This window comes from Candidatus Neomarinimicrobiota bacterium, assembly GCA_022573815.1.
Taxonomy (GTDB): domain Bacteria; phylum Fidelibacterota; class SORT01; order SORT01; family SORT01; genus JACZTG01.
The window spans coordinates 114,251-130,116 of record JACZTG010000003.1 but is presented as its reverse complement, the minus strand read 5'-3'; the positions used below and the strand labels follow the sequence as shown (position 1 = coordinate 130,116).

7 protein-coding genes are annotated in these 15,866 nt (G+C 40.3%); all 7 read right to left on the bottom strand.

Translation table 11 applies throughout. The features are described from left to right. Nucleotides 1-205: 205 nt before the first annotated feature. Nucleotides 206-2,812, bottom strand: coding sequence for an ATP-dependent chaperone ClpB (gene clpB / locus IIB39_02220; GenBank protein ID MCH8927514.1), 2,607 nt, complete (start codon nt 2,810-2,812; stop codon nt 206-208). A 27-nt stretch (nt 2,813-2,839) separates the two neighbouring features. After that, complete coding sequence (locus IIB39_02215; protein ID MCH8927513.1) at nt 2,840-4,747, bottom strand: BamA/TamA family outer membrane protein; 1,908 nt, start codon at nt 4,745-4,747, stop codon at nt 2,840-2,842. A 1-nt stretch (nt 4,748) separates the two neighbouring features. Further along, nucleotides 4,749-8,600, bottom strand: a complete 3,852-nt coding sequence (locus IIB39_02210) for a translocation/assembly module TamB domain-containing protein (protein ID MCH8927512.1) — start codon at nt 8,598-8,600, stop codon at nt 4,749-4,751. 166 nt (nt 8,601-8,766) lie between these two features. After that, the gene (gene dnaK / locus IIB39_02205) at nt 8,767-10,692 is read right to left on the bottom strand and encodes a molecular chaperone DnaK (protein ID MCH8927511.1); all 1,926 of its coding nucleotides are present in this window, start codon (nt 10,690-10,692) and stop codon (nt 8,767-8,769) included. 185 nt (nt 10,693-10,877) lie between these two features. Continuing rightward, nucleotides 10,878-12,326 carry a trypsin-like peptidase domain-containing protein gene (locus IIB39_02200; GenBank protein MCH8927510.1) on the bottom strand — a complete coding sequence of 483 codons (1,449 nt, stop codon included), beginning with the start codon at nt 12,324-12,326 and terminating at the stop codon, nt 10,878-10,880. A gap of 32 nt (nt 12,327-12,358) precedes the next feature. After that, on the bottom strand, nt 12,359-13,042 hold the full coding sequence (locus IIB39_02195; protein ID MCH8927509.1) for a zinc metallopeptidase: 684 nt from the start codon (nt 13,040-13,042) through the stop codon (nt 12,359-12,361). Nucleotides 13,043-13,148: 106 nt separating this feature from the next. Continuing rightward, nucleotides 13,149-15,644 carry an ATP-dependent Clp protease ATP-binding subunit gene (locus tag IIB39_02190; protein MCH8927508.1) on the bottom strand — a complete coding sequence of 832 codons (2,496 nt, stop codon included), beginning with the start codon at nt 15,642-15,644 and terminating at the stop codon, nt 13,149-13,151. Nucleotides 15,645-15,866: the final 222 nt, after the last annotated feature.

Genomic DNA, 15,866 nt, shown 5'->3' with positions numbered 1-15,866 from the left:
CCTCCATTATAATTTCAATAAGGTAGTTCTCTGTCTGCCAACAACAAATTCCTTCAAATTATTAAGACGGAATTAACCTGTTTTTGGCGTAAGAAATTTATAACTATTTAATTCAAATACAAGTAAATCGGGATGGTACTATTTATAAAATAATATCTAATTTAAATTAGCTGAAAACCGTTATAGTAAAATAACAGGATTGTTATTAAATCTTTACGACCTCCACCCCCGTGCCGTTGACGCGCACCTCAAGCTTATCTCCTTCTTTCGCCTCACCGTTTAAAAGCAGATTCGCTACCCTGTCAGTCACCTCTGTTTGCAATATTCGCTTTAATGGTCGCGCGCCGAATGCAGGATTATATCCTTTGTTTGCCAATAAATTAAGCGCATCATCTGAAATTTTGAGTTCAATTCCTTTTTCATTCACCCTCTCAAATAATTTATTTATCTGAATCCTTGCAATTTTATTTAAATCCTCGGCGCTCAGTGGATGAAAAACTATTATATCGTCTATCCTGTTCAGAAATTCCGGTCTGAAATTACTTTGTAACAACGACAGTACTTCATTTTTTATATCTTCATAGATCTCAGATTGATTTGATGATGTCATTTTCTCTGATTTTTCTACGATTATGGGCGAACCGAGATTTGATGTCATAATAAATATTGTGTTCTTAAAATTAACTACCCTCCCTTGTCCGTCGGTCATTCTACCGTCGTCAAGCGCTTGCAGGAGAACGTTAAAAATATCAGAGTGAGCTTTCTCAATTTCGTCTAACAGTATTACAGAGTAAGGTTTTCTCCGCACAGCCTCCGTAAGCTGTCCGCCTTCCTCATATCCTACATAGCCCGGAGGCGCACCTATAAAACGCGACACCGAATGTTTCTCCATATATTCGGACATATCAATACGAATCAGAGCGTTATCATCATCAAATAAAAATTCGGCTAAACCTTTTGCCAATTCCGTCTTTCCTACACCGGTTGAACCAATAAAGATAAAAGAACCGAGAGGGCGCGATTCTTCCTGCAATCCGGTTCGTGCGCGCTTGATTGCGTCAGAAACTGCCTTAATAGCCTCAGACTGACCTATAACTCGTTTACCGAGCCTCTCTTCCATCTGAAGCAATTTATCCCTCTCGCCTTCAATCATCCGGCTTACGGGAATGTTTGTCCACTTGGAGACAATCTCAGCTATGTCTTCTTCGTTTATTTCCTCTCTTAAAAGTCGTTTTTCTGTTTGAAGATTTTTAAGGTCATCCTCCAATTTTCCGGCTGTCTTTTTGAGTTCGATTAATGTTCCATGTTTCAGTTCCGCAGCCCTTTCGTAGTCGCCCTCTCTTTCGGCATTACTGAAAGCATCACGGGCAACTTCAGTAGCCTTTTTCACTTCTCTTAATTTTGCTATCGCCTCTTTTTCAGCAGCCCATTGTTCACGAAGAATTTCCGCTTCTTTCGTTAGTTTCTTAAGCTGTTTTTCCAATTCTTTACTTCTGTCCGCCGAATCTTCTTCTTTCAGAAGAGCGAGTTTTTCTATTTCAAACTGCCTGATTTTCCGTTCAAGTTCGTCGAGCTCCGACGGCATACTGTCTATCTCGATTCTCAATTTACTCGCCGCTTCGTCAATAAGGTCTATCGCCTTGTCGGGAAGAAACCTGTCTGATATATATCTGTGCGATAGTTTTACGGCGGCAACTAAAGCCACATCCTTTATCTTTATTCCGTGATGTAATTCGTACCTGTCACGTAATCCCCTTAGAATACTTATAGCATCTTCCACGCTCGGCTCATTCACTATGTTCGGCTGGAATCTTCTTTCGAGAGCGGCATCCGGCTCAATGTACTTCCTGTATTCATCGAGAGTAGTGGCGCCGATAACCTTCAGCTCCCCTCTGGCAAGCGAGGGTTTAAGTATATTACTCGCATCAACCGCTCCTTCCGCCGCGCCTGCCCCAACGACGGTATGCAACTCATCAATGAACAGAATTACTTTACCGTCAGAATCCTCTACTTCTTTAATCACAGCCTTTAGCCTGTCTTCAAATTCACCTCTGAACTTGGCGCCGGCAATGAGAGAACCCATATCAAGAGCAACTATTCGTGTATCTTTAAGTCCCTCGGGCACATCACCGCTGACTATTCTGAATGCTATGCCTTCCACAATCGCCGTTTTCCCCACTCCCGGCTCGCCGATAAGAACAGGATTATTTTTTCTACGGCGCGAAAGTACCTGCATAACTCTTCTAATTTCTTCTTCACGACCGATAACCGGATCGAGTTTTCCTAACTGTGCCAATTCATTCAGATCTCTGCCGTATCTTTTCAGAGCCTGATATTTTTCCTCAGGATTCTGGTCTGTAATCCGCTGGCTGCCTCTGATATCTTTCAGGACATTTAAAATTGCTTCTTTTGTTACTCCGAGATTATTCAACGATTTCCACACCATACATGTTTCTGTAGTAGACATCGCTATAAGCAGATGTTCATTACTGATGTATTCGTCCTTCAGAGAGACCGATTCTTCAAGCGATTTGTTTAAAACCGCATCCAATTCCTGCGATAGCCCCGGAGCTCCGATTCCTCCTCCCGATGTTTTTGGTAGTTTTGAAAGAACTTTCTCTATTGATTTATCGAGATCAGCTGTCGCTATACCGAGTTTACTTATGATGGCGGAAGCCGTGTTTGCTTCATCTGCCAACATTGACTTCAGAAGATGCCCACTCGCTATTTCCGGGCTTTTACTTTCAGAAGCTAATTCCTCGGCTCTTTTTATCGATTCTTGCGCTTTTAATGTGAATTTATCGAATGATATCAAAAAACTGATCCCGGCATTGAGTGGTTAGAAAGCAAACAAAAATCCAAAGTGTAATCTGTCGGGTGAATAATCCGGTGAAAATTCATCTTTAAAGGAGGGATTTATTTTGTAGCCGTAATCAAGCCTTGCCGGGCCCATCGGCGTCATAAACGTAATCCCTCCTCCTACTGAATATCTCATTCTTGCCGGAGTTGCTTTCGCTATTTCATTCCAGAGATTTCCGCCATCTACAAACACCTCGCCTCCAAATCTCCAAAATAAGGGGAAACGGAGTTCAATATTAGCTAAAAGTTTATAAATTGCTTTGACTTCCCCGCCGCTAAATTCTTGTAGCTGAAGCTCTTTATAACCTCTAACCGAGTTACCACCTCCAAGGAAGAACCGGTCAAAGAAAGGGATGGACGGCGTATTACCATATGCGTTAATAAATCCGCCCTTCAACCTTGTAGCCAATGTCCATGATTTATTCAAAAGAAATGGCTGATAGCGACTCCACGATATTTCAGCTCGGAATATGTCGCTGGTGCCGCCCATGAATCCTCCTGCAATTTTTCCCTCCAAAGTCAAAATTGATCCATTGGTCGGCAGAAATACATTTTTTCTCTTGTCGTTAATAATCAACAGATTAATTGATCTTTGAGTGTCTTCATCCCTAATTCCCAAAGAATCGGAAATAAGACTATCGAGGTCGTCAATGACATTTGTTATTGTGATACCTTGCGATATTCGGGCAGAAAATTCTTCACTGAATTTTTTCCACAATGATAAATCAACACCGAACCTTGTCAAAGTTATTGTTTCCGGAATTTTAATTCTTTCTCGCTCTATAAATGCTCTTAAAGTAGTTGGCGCTCTTTGACCGAGTACCCATGGCTCGGTATAGCTCGCCTCAAATCGCGTTTGTCCTGTGGAAAAATCAGTTGCACCAACGGAAGCATTTCCTTTGAATCGTAGAAGTCGTCCGCTGGACCAGAGATTTCTGTTATACCATTCGCCAACAGTGTTCAGATCCGTAACCGGTTCGGAATTACCGGCTATCTTTCTTTGTTTGAATCCGATTTGAGCGCCTAATTGTCGCATCCTTCTTTCTCTGACCGTTACTACCAAGTTAAGGCGTCTGTTAACGGTATCGGTCCGAACCGGAATAATCGTGACATTTGAGAATAGCCCTGTCTCGAAAATTCTTTTTCGGCTTTCTTCAATCCTCTCAATATTGTATTTTTCATTCGGATTAAATGCCAACTCTCTCAAAACAATATTCGTATTTACTTTTTTGGTACCAAGGACGATAACACTGTCAATAAATACGGTCTCGTTTTCTATTATATCGATGACAATTGTTATATTATTATCACCCTTGAGTTCATTCCTGAATTGAGCATATGGTTTACCCCTGGCTTGATATGCAGACCTTATAGTGGCGAGGTCTTTCCTTAAAAGGTAAGGATTCAGCGGCTTACCCAATTTCGATTCAAACATCCTGAGAATCTCAGTATCGGCAATAAGATCATTTCCTCTAACATTTATTTCCGAAATCTTGACCTGCTTTCCTTCAATAATATTTAGATGGATAATAATATCCTTACGATTCAATACTTCAATTGAGTCCGTAATTTCAGCATAAATATATCCGTTACTTTCGTAAAACTTGCGAATAGAAGTCCTGTCAAGTCTCAATATCCTGGCATTGAATTCTGAACCCTTTCTTAGAAATCCCGGAAATCCGGGTGACTTCAAGTTCATCTCCCCTTTTATCTTACCGTCGGAATAATTTTCATTTCCATGGATTTTTATTTCTTTAACGCGAAGCAAACCTTGAGCATTTGCTAAATCAGCAGATATAAAAAATAGAGCAAATAATAGAAGCAAAATCCCGCTAAGCGAGCGGTTATTTGTTGCAAGATTAATAAATTTTTGTTTCAATAGTACCATACTAATATTGAAGCCTAAATTTATAATTGACATGCAATAGCCCGTCGGTGTCTATATCTCCGGCAAGAGAGCTGGCTTTATTTATCTTATATTCCAGACCGAATTGCGGTGAAGATTGAAAACTCGATAACCCTCCCTGGTAAGTAACAAAAAAACTTCTTGATATTCGTCGTCCGACCAATATTTCTGTATCCTGAAGATTACCACCTTCGGTTTGCAAATCAAAAATATCGAATCCTGATAATTGTCCACCAAGTGTTTCAAAGCTTTTTTCCAGATAACTTCGAGCCATTAAGCTAGCGCCACTTTGTAATCCGGTTGGAGTAATTGTTCCCGGCTGCCTGAAATTAATCAGTGCAATAATATCTCCTTCGCTATAATTATTTTCCGATTCAAAGGTATAGGTTGGTTTCTCGAGAGTGCCGCCCATCTCAACACTGATATCCTCACCTCCAATGGTAGTGGTGGCAAGTATATCAAATGTCGGATTAAACTCGTAGGGGTCGAATCCGATATTTGCTCTTTCTATCTCGAAAGTGTCATTGATATAATAAAATTTTCCGCTGAGAGAGGAAAGATTACCTGAAAAATTATACTCCTCTCCGGGTCTTTTAATAATCCAAATATCACCGCTGAATTCTATGTCAGCCTGACTATTTTTCAGATAAAACTGATCAGGCATATCGACATGGATGTTGTAAACGAGGTAAGGAATTGATTCCTCAACGATAATTTCATCAAGTTCTTCCACGAATTCAGTCCTTATGGTGACGATATCGGGAATTAATTCACCGGCGATTTCAATAGTATCTTTTCCGGTAATTGTAATATCCATATCTGTAATCGCTTCAACCTCACCAAGAATACTGAGAACATATAATTGCTCACCTCTTGCTCTGAGATTTAACCTCGGTCTGAAAAATGAACTGAAATCCATATCCCCTTCAATTGAAAATTGTTTCGGATTAGCTATCTCCTCACTTTTTCCGAATATTCCGCCTAATCCTGAAAATAATCCTGACGTCTTATTTAATAGCTTGTCCATCAACCCTTTCTTCTTCTCGCCCTTCATTTCTCCGGAAAGAGAAATAATTCTTCCCATATTCTTTTCAATCAGAAATTCTCCAGCTATGTTGGTCGGTGAATTTTGAGTAAGATTGGTGATCACAGAGCCGTTTTTAATTATAAAATGAGCATCGCGAATCGGAGTCTCAAAAGTACCTGAAAGCGCAAACTCCATTTCGAAATTGCCTGTTATATTATCAATTTCAACGAAATACGGACTTAAAAAATGTAGATCACGACTTTGTCCTGTGGCGTTAATCGTCAACGGCCCTTCGAGCTTTCTTCCTTTTATTTTCCACAAAGCCAGATTTAGGGGAAGTTGTCCATAACCGGAGTATTCTCCGTTTTCAGAATTAGCCCTTAAATCGTTCAAAACTAATTTTAAATTTTTATAACTACCGTCCCCATGCAATTCAGTGAATGTAATTAGATCGTACCATCCGTTTTCCAAGTCCAGATTAAATTCCAATTCAGGTTGAAGGAACGTATTAGACAGCTTTATATTGCCTGTGATGATCCCGCCGATATCTTCTTTAAACGGATTTACATTTTTAAAATTCGAAAGATTTACCTTATTCAACGCTATGTCAAAATTTAATTCTTCTTCACCTGAGAATGGCGACTGATTATTTTTAATCTTGTCATAATCCAAATCGAGAAAGCCTGAAATATTCAGCCAGGAATCATTTTTGTTGCTTAGATTTAATTTGTTGATTCTTAGAATATTATTTTTATAGATAAAATCTGCCGTTACATCATCAAAAGAATTCACACCATAAATTGCTTTGTTGATTGTCAATAGCCCCTTAATGGACGGATAGTTTATCGTATTCGATAGAACAATCGCTCCGCTTGCCTTACCGCCAAATCCTTTCTCGTAATCGACAATATCTGAAATAATTTTTAAATCTATCGTTTTGAGTAATATTGAACTCGCCATAGTGCCGGAGTACTTATCCCATTCAGCGGAAAAATCTATACTGCCGCCCATCAAATTTAATACTACAGGTCCAACATGGAATATGCTTCCTTCTCTTGAGCCGAGAATCGCTTCATCGCTACTGATCTTGTATCCCCTGAATTCACCCGATAGGGAATCAATTTCAAATTGTCCATCTTGATTAATCCATCCGGTAAATTTCATATAATCGTCCGCATTTACTGCATTGAAATTGCTTACAGAGAGAGTTCCATCATTTAAATCCGTGGAAATATCCAATGAACTAATCTTGATTTTCCCTAATTTCCCCTCTTGCAGATGAAAAAATCCGTTTCCACTCAAATCAGTGCTTATATTGTTGAGAACGAATATCCCCTTTGTTGATTTGAAGGTAACATTATTCCGGGAAAGATCGGCAATATCAAAATCTCCTGCCAAATTCAAGTCATCCAATTTACCTGTCAGCGTTAGATTGGCCGACAAATCTCCACTAATACCACTCAGCTTGAACAGATTCGAAAATTCTTCCAAGCTTATGATTGGCGCTTTTATATCGGCATTTATCATTCCGTTAAATCTCAGGTTCCCATTTGCCTCAAATTCCGAATCTGCGAGTCGAACCGTTAATTTCTTCAGATTGATATTCTCTTCTGCGATTGAAAACACACTCGATGATTCTTCAATACGAATATTTTCTATCTTAGAATTATATATATTGAGGTCGCCTTCCATCTCAAGCGTTTCCCTTGTATATCCCGAACCGCGAAACTTAATTTCGCCGTTAATATCACTTTCGATATCGGCGAATTTCAGATCGCCAATATCAAATTCTTTAAAACTTAAAGACCCGCTGAATTCACCTTTCCTTGTGACTTTTCCGTACCCACTGAGACTGGCTTTAGAGATCATTCCGTCAAAACTTACTAACTCCAGCTCCTCACCACTGTATCCGCCTGAAAAGTTGAATTCATCAAAAGTTCTTCCCTCTGTTTCTCCGTAAGCGGAAAAGTTAAAACCAAAATCTGAAAGCGATCCACCGACGTTTCCAACTATAGAAACTTTTCCATCCAGCTCCGCGTCTTGTCCGAGGAAGTCAAATATTTTATCGAATGAATTTATGTCTGCCGCTATGTCGAATCCCATTTGTAGCTTAGGACTTGTAACCATCCAACCGCTCGCTATCACATCGCAGTTCAGTGCGGTAAACTGAATTGAGTCGTACCTCCATCCTTCCTCTGTAAATGCGATTGTTCCCGATAAGCCTTCTAACTCTAAATTCCGCGAAGGATAAGTGACGCCGCCGCTTTTAATTTTCACTTTTATCTCATTATCCTTCATCAGGAACGAGCCGTTGAGATTTAAATCTTCGACAAGATAAGAAAATTGTCCTTCTTCAATTTCCAACACTCCGTTTTCGATTATAAAGGATGAAATACTTATTTTCGGACTGGTTTTCAGAGTTGAATCCGCTTCAATCTTTTGTGCTCCATTCTTTTTCTGCTTAATAGAAATGGATGGATTTATGAGCTTCATCTCTTTCAGCGTGAACTCACCCTTTAGAAGATCTCTGATGCTATATTTTAACCGCAGGGTTTCTGCGAAGATTTCAAAAGTTTTTGAACTGTCGGAATAACTTAGATTCTGAATTTCAAATCCATTTAAAAGGTTACCCGACACTCTTTCAATGTGGAATTGTGATCCACGCTTAAACGCGAATTCCTCATTTAATGTTGATTCAATTTGATTGCGATATAAATTTGGCTGAAATATAAAAAACAGCAATCCTATCAAACCTACAATAAGAACGAGGCTCAGCGATGTAAAAAATAATTTAAGATGCTTTTTCATCTTTTATTTGACACAATCTGTCATATTAATCAAATTACCTATATTCCATTGTTTTCGCAAGTATTAAACCTTTATTCATATGCCTTCATTCTCCAAAAAATAATGGCGAAGGATAGCTCTCCCTCGCCATTTAACTCATTTAATACCAAAAAGTTGCGGAATTATATCAGTTTTTGGGGTCTACCTCCTCAAAATCAGCTTCCTCAACCTCTTCTTCGCTCTGAACTTTATCCGCTTTCTGAGCATCTCCTTCAGATGAAGTAGCGTCTTCTGCCTTATACTGATCGTATAATTTTGCAGATATATCACTCCAAAGCGAGTTTAAGTCATCTGACGCGGACCTGATTTCTTCTAATTCTGTTCCCTCTAAAGCTTTTTTCAATCTGCCTTGTCCGGCTTCTAATTTAGCCTTTGAGTCGTCATCCAGCTTTGATTCCATTTCTTTTATATTTTTTCCTGTCTGATATATTAATTGATCCGCTGAATTTCTTAGATCAATCTCTTCTCGCTTTTCTTTGTCGTCTGTTTCGTGTTCTTTAGCATCATTGACCATATTTTCAATTTCAGCGTCCGAAAGACCGCTTGATGCTTCTATTCGAATACTTTGCTCTTTTCCTGATGCTTTATCTTTTGCAGCGACATGAAGAATTCCATTTGCGTCAATGTCAAACTCGACATCAATCTGGGGAATTCCTCGTGCGGCAGGTGGTATTCCCTCCAAATGAAATCTGCCTATTGTACGATTATTTACCGCCATGTCTCTCTCTCCCTGCAGAACATGAATTTCGACGCTTGTCTGGTTCTCCGCAGCGGTAGAAAAAACCTCTGATTTTTTTGTCGGGATAGTCGTGTTTCTCTCTATCAATCTGGTATAAACTCCACCAAGAGTTTCAATACCAAGGGATAGAGGAGTTACATCCATCAGGAGAACGTCAGTAACGTCACCGGAAAGTATACCACCCTGTATGGCGGCACCTGTCGCTACTACCTCATCCACGTTTACGCTTTTATTAGCCTCTTTTCCAAAGAGCTCCTTCACAATCTCCTGAACCTTCGGAATTCTCGTGGAGCCACCGACTAAAACAATTTCGTCTATATCGGACGCTTTCAGCTTGGCATCCTTTAAAGCGCTGATGCACGGGGCTTTCAAACGTTCCATATCTTCATCTATCAGCTCCTCAAACTTAGCCCGGGACAGATCTATATTGAGATGTTTCGGCCCTGCTGAATCAGCAGTGATAAATGGTAAGTTCAATGTGGTTTTCGGTGAAGTGGATAATTCTATTTTAGATTTTTCTGCAGTTTCCTTAAGCCTTTGAAGCGCCATAGGATCTGCGGATAAATCTATACCTTCTTGTTTTTTGAATTCATCAACCAACCAAAGTATTACCTTCTGGTCAAAATCGTCCCCACCCAAATGGGTGTCACCATTCGTTGCTAAGACTTCGAATGTCCCGATTTCAGGGTCCAGCTGAAGTATTGATACATCGAAAGTTCCGCCGCCAAGGTCAAAAACAGCGATTTTCTGATCCTTTTTATCATCTTTGGACTTATCAAGCCCGTAAGCCAGCGATGCTGCGGTAGGTTCATTTATAATCCGCTTTACGTCTAATCCTGCGATCTTACCAGCATCTTTAGTAGCTTGACGCTGGGCATCGTTAAAGTAAGCGGGAACGGTTATCACAGCTTCAGTAACTTTCTCTCCCAAATAATCTTCAGCGGTTTGTTTCATTTTTTGTAATATCATTGCGCTTATTTCCGGCGGCGAATATTCCTTATCCTCTATCTTAACACGGGCGATTCCTCCTTTTCCTTTCACAACCTTATACGGCACCTGCTTTATTTCCTGGCTTACTTCGCTATAAGATCTACCCATGAATCGCTTAATGGAAAATATTGTATTTGTGGGATTTGTGACAGCTTGCCTTTTCGCAGCTTGACCCACCATCCTCTCACCATCTTTGCCGAATGCAACAATTGATGGAGTCGTGCGTCCACCCTCAGAGTTTGTGATTACTTTCGTATCGTTTCCTTCCATAACAGCCACACAAGAATTTGTTGTTCCTAAATCAATTCCAATAATCTTACCCATTGTTATGCTATCTCCTTACAGTCTTATAAATACTTATAGTTATCTCTTTTGCTAATTATAATTGCAATTAGCGTACCATAATTTTATTAAAAGAGATAACTAATTGATATTCAAGAACATAAGGGCAAGAGAGACTAATGGGGACTCTGCTGTTTAACTGCCATTATGTCAGGAATTTATGACTTTTATTCGCCCCAGAAACGCAGCGCAATAAAATTACTTCCGTTGCGGCGTTTCACTCGCAATAGTATTATTTCGCCTTCTTCTACCTTTGCGATGCCCCGTTTCCAATCTTTTAAGCTGTTAAGCGGCACGCCGTTGAGTGATTCAATAATATCTCCCTTTTGGATATACTTCTCAGCAGCGCTGCTTCTGCGACGCACTTTTAATACGGACACGCCGCCGCCTGAACTTGCGGTAAACGGATTCCAGCTTTCCCGCACTTGTACCCTGTCTTCAAGGAGTAGCCCCAGGGGAGGTTGATTTTTAATTGGCTTAGATTTTTCAGCCAATCGCTTACTTTTAACTTCCCTCGCCTTTAAAGTAACCGGAATCTTTTTAGTTATTCCTCTCCTGACGACAGTTAATATTATTTTATCTTTAGGACCGTATCCAGTGATAACAGCTTGAAGTTCATTTGCCCTGTCCACATTTTTCTCATCTACATATGTTATCACATCCCCGATTTTCAGGTTAGAGCTTTCAGCCGCCCCGCCGGGTACAAAATTGTTTACTATGACTCCCCGCACACTATTCAATCCTAAATATTCGGCTAAATCTTCATCGACATTTCCTATATTGATTCCTATGTATCCTCTTCGCACTTCACCGTATGCAATTAGATCTTTCAAAATACGTTGAGCTAAATTTGAGGGAATTGCAAATCCATATCCTGCATAAACTCCTGTCCTGCTTGCGATTGCGGTATTTACACCAACTACTTCGCCCTCAGAATTAATCAATGGACCGCCACTGTTTCCGGGATTTATAACAGCATCGGTTTGTATAAAGCTTTCCACAGCGTAACCTCTTGATGTAGCGCTCAAATCTCTTCCTACAATATTTATATCCCGTCCTTTTGCGCTTACTATGCCTGCGGTTACGGTCGATTCTAACCCGAGCGGACTACCGAGCGCCAACACCCAATCCCCAATTTCAGTTTTATCAGAGTTTGCAAACTTTACCGGATGAAGATTACGCGCATCTATTTTCAACAATGCAAGGTCCGTTAAAGAATCAAGTCCAACAACTTTCGCTTCATATACTTTGTGGTTTAATAGAGTGACCTTCAACAGCAGCGCGCCCTCAACAACATGGTGGTTTGTCAAAATATATCCATCTTCGGATACGACAAAACCGGATCCGCCACCCACGCTTGGAATCTCTTCATTCCCATTTTCTCCACTATCATCAAATTCCCTAAACAGATGAAACTGCCCTAAATTGCGCATTTTGACTAATTTAGTCGTCTCAATACTCACTACCGAAGAAAGTGCGCTTTTGGCAATTTTAGAAAAAGAGTAATTAGATCTTGGTTGTGCGCTTATCTCGCTGCTGTTGAATATAATGCTTACCAAAAGTACAGGCAGCAGATAATACAGTACGTTTCGTTTTCCATTCCTTCTTCTTATCATTTTATCTCCTTAAAAAAATCTTTATTTACTTTTTATCGTCTTTGTCTAAGTATCAGTAGCCTTACTAACTGTGCAACAGCAATGGCTGCCGCAGCTACATAAGTCATTGCGGCTGCATTAAGCACCGCTCGTGCGCCGTCTGTATCATCTCGAGTGATGTAACCGCCGTCAGAGAGCTGAGCAAGCGCTCGCCGACTTGCGTTAAATTCCACCGGCAGCGTTACAAACTGAAAAATCAGAGTTGCTGAGAAAAATATTATTCCCGCATCAGTCAATTGCGGAATGGTAAAGAGCATTCCGCCGAAAAACAACCAAATCCATAACTTAGAACCCAAGTTGGCTACAGGGAAAAACGCATGCCGCCATCTTAACGGGGCGTAACCTTTGTTATGCTGAATTGCGTGTCCTACTTCATGAGCGGCTATTCCTATCGAAGCGACAGAAGTGCCGTGATATATTTGATCGGACAGCCTCACGACACGCGCTTTCGGGTCGTAATGGTCGCTTAAATTGCCTTCTGTTTCTTCCACTTCAACATTGGTTATACTATTGCGCTCGAGCAATTTCTTGGCTATTTGGTATCCCGTCAGTCCGGACTTTGAAGCTACCTTACTGTACTTTTTGATTGTGCTTTTTACTTTCCATTGAGCCCAAAGAGCAAATATTATCGCAGGCACAAGAATAAGCATCGTGGAGTCCCAGAAAAAATACGGCATCTATTTCCTCCTATTCTGTTTGATAATTTCACCTTTCAATTTACAATTGGAACGTAAAAACCCGACAACTGATACGCCATCGGGTCTATTTACGCAAAATATGATCTTAAGTTACAGGATCTTTTTTGACCTTGTTATCTTTTTTAGATGATAGCGCTATCTTATCTTTTGTTATTTTTTTCCGTTCAACCTCTGTAAAAGTCAATTTTCCTTTTGAGACGCCAATTTTAACCACACTGCCATCCGCTATATCCCCTGATAATATACGCTCTGCCATCGCATCTTCGACTTCTTTTTCGATTGCTCGTCTCATTGGTCTCGCGCCCATCTCGCGATTAAAACCAACTTCAAGCAAGTGGGATTTTACTGCTCTGGAAACTCGAAGTTCTATGTGCATGTCAGAAAGCCGCTTCTTTATTTCATCAATCATAATATCAACGATTTTCAATACGTCGGGGCGATCAAGTTCTTTGAATACCTCTATTTCATCGATTCTGTTTAGAAATTCAGGATTGAAAATTTGTTTCGCTTCGTCCATAACCTTCTTTTTTATCTCTTCGTTTCGAGACTTAACGGTATCGCCGCCGAAACCGAGACTCTTAGCTCGAAGCATTCTGCCGCCGATATTGGAAGTAAGAATTATTATAGTGTTTCTAAAATCTACTTTTCTTCCGAAACTATCCGTTAGAACTCCATCTTCAAGAATCTGAAGCAAAATGTTAAAGATGTCGTAATGGGCTTTCTCAACCTCATCAAAAAGCACTACCGAATAGGGTCTGCGTCTCACCTTTTCGGTAAGATCTCCGCCTTCTTCGTATCCCACATATCCCGGTGGGGCTCCCATAAGACGGGATACGCTAAATTTTTCCATATATTCAGACATATCAATTCTGATGAACGACTCATCGTCCTCAAATAGATAGTTTGCAAGCACCTTTGCGAGTTCAGTTTTACCAACGCCCGTAGGACCAAGAAAAATGAATGACCCGATTGGTCTATTTGGATTTTTAAGTCCTGCCCTCGCCCGGCGTATAGACTTTGAAAGATGTGAGATTACATAGTCCTGCCCTACGATCTTTTTCTTAAGCTCGCTTTCAATATTAGTCAGCCTGGCTGATTCAGATTCCGCAACTCTATGAACCGGAATACCCGTCATTATTGAGACTACATCCGCCATATCATCTTCTGTTACAAGAACGATGTTACCTTCCTGTTCTTCATTCCATTTATTTCTTTGAATTTCCAACTCATCAATAAGCTTTCTTTCTTTATCCCTGATTTCGGCCGCTTTTTCAAAATTTTGACTTTTTACCACTTCATCTTTAATTTTCTTTAGTGTATCTATCTCGGTTTCGAGATTGATTACTTCTTCAGGTACGTTGAAATTTGACAGATGAACACGTGAGCCGGTTTCATCCATAACGTCTATTGCTTTATCAGGTAAATACTTGTCCGTTATATACCTATCACTGAGCTTTACGGCAGTTTCAAGCGCATCATCGGTGTATTTAACGTGATGATGTTCTTCATATCTTGATTTGAGTCCTTGTAAAATTAAGATTGATTCCTCAACCGTAGGCGGGTTCACCATTATCTTTTGGAACCGTCTGTCGAGCGCGCCGTCTTTTTCGATATATTTTCTGTATTCATCAAGAGTAGTTGCTCCGATACACTGAATCTCCCCTCGCGCCAATGCAGGTTTGAACATATTTGATGCGTCAAGCGAACCTGACGCTGCTCCCGCGCCGACAATTGTATGAAGTTCATCTATAAAGATTATCATGTCACTATTCTTCTCAAGTTCAGTCATAATAGCCTTCATACGTTCCTCGAATTGACCGCGGTATTTTGTGCCTGCTACCATTGATGATAAATCAAGGGTAATAATCTTTTTATCAAAAAGCACTCTCGGCACTTTGCGCTCGATAATCCGTAATGCCAGCCCCTCGGCTATTGCAGTCTTACCTACACCCGGTTCACCGATAAGTACCGGATTGTTTTTCTTTCTTCGTGAAAGAATTTGGGCGACTCTCTCTATCTCTTTCTCTCTGCCTATAACGGGATCAAGATCCCCTTCCACAGCAAGTTTTGTAAGGTCTCTGCCGAAATGATCAAGCGCAGGTGTTTTAGCGTCTTTTTTGGAGCGCAACAGAGATACATCCTCAGAACCTTCCTGAATCCGCTCCAGCTCGCTGTAAATCAGATCGTAATCTACTCCAAGCGTCCCCAGAACTTCGGCGGCAACGCTGTCAACTTCTTCCGCGATGGCAAGAAGAAGATGTTCAGAATCTATAACATCAGACTTAAAGTTTTTTGCCTCGTCATATGTTGATTTGAGTATTTTTTCAGCACGTTTTGTCAACGGCAGATTTCCAAGAGTCATTGTTCCCCCGGAAGTCCTGACGGCATCTTCCAAAGACTGTTTCAGCTCATCAAGCTCAACCCCTAAATTTGAGAGTATTTCAACAGCTAAACCGTCACCCTGCCTAATGATACCAAGAAGAAGATGTTCAGCGCCAATATAATTATGTCCAAGCCTAAGCGCCTCTTCACGGGAAAATTGTATCACCATCTGCACGCGTTTGGAAAAATTATTCTTCAAATTTGAGTCCTCTCATTATCACTCTCAAGCTATCATCTACTTAAATACTGGCTGTTTATACTCATTAAACTAAGCAAAGTTAACAATATTAACAAGGATAATCAAGCGATTAGCTCTGTAGTTTAAGTAAATTTTCATCATTTATATCTATTAATCTCCATTTCAGTGTCCCCCTTATATATATAACGGTATGTTCATAGATTAGTTCAGTCAATAAATTAA

Bases quoted from the DNA above. Each gene is read 5' to 3' on its own strand.
- IIB39_02215 (MCH8927513.1), bottom strand. From the start codon at position 4,747: ATGGTACTATTGAAACAAAAATTTATTAATCTTGCAACAAATAACCGC.
- IIB39_02210 (MCH8927512.1), bottom strand. From the start codon at position 8,600: ATGAAAAAGCATCTTAAATTATTTTTTACATCGCTGAGCCTCGTTCTT.
- dnaK (MCH8927511.1), bottom strand. From the start codon at position 10,692: ATGGGTAAGATTATTGGAATTGATTTAGGAACAACAAATTCTTGTGTG.
- IIB39_02200 (MCH8927510.1), bottom strand. From the start codon at position 12,326: ATGATAAGAAGAAGGAATGGAAAACGAAACGTACTGTATTATCTGCTG.
- IIB39_02195 (MCH8927509.1), bottom strand. From the start codon at position 13,042: ATGCCGTATTTTTTCTGGGACTCCACGATGCTTATTCTTGTGCCTGCG.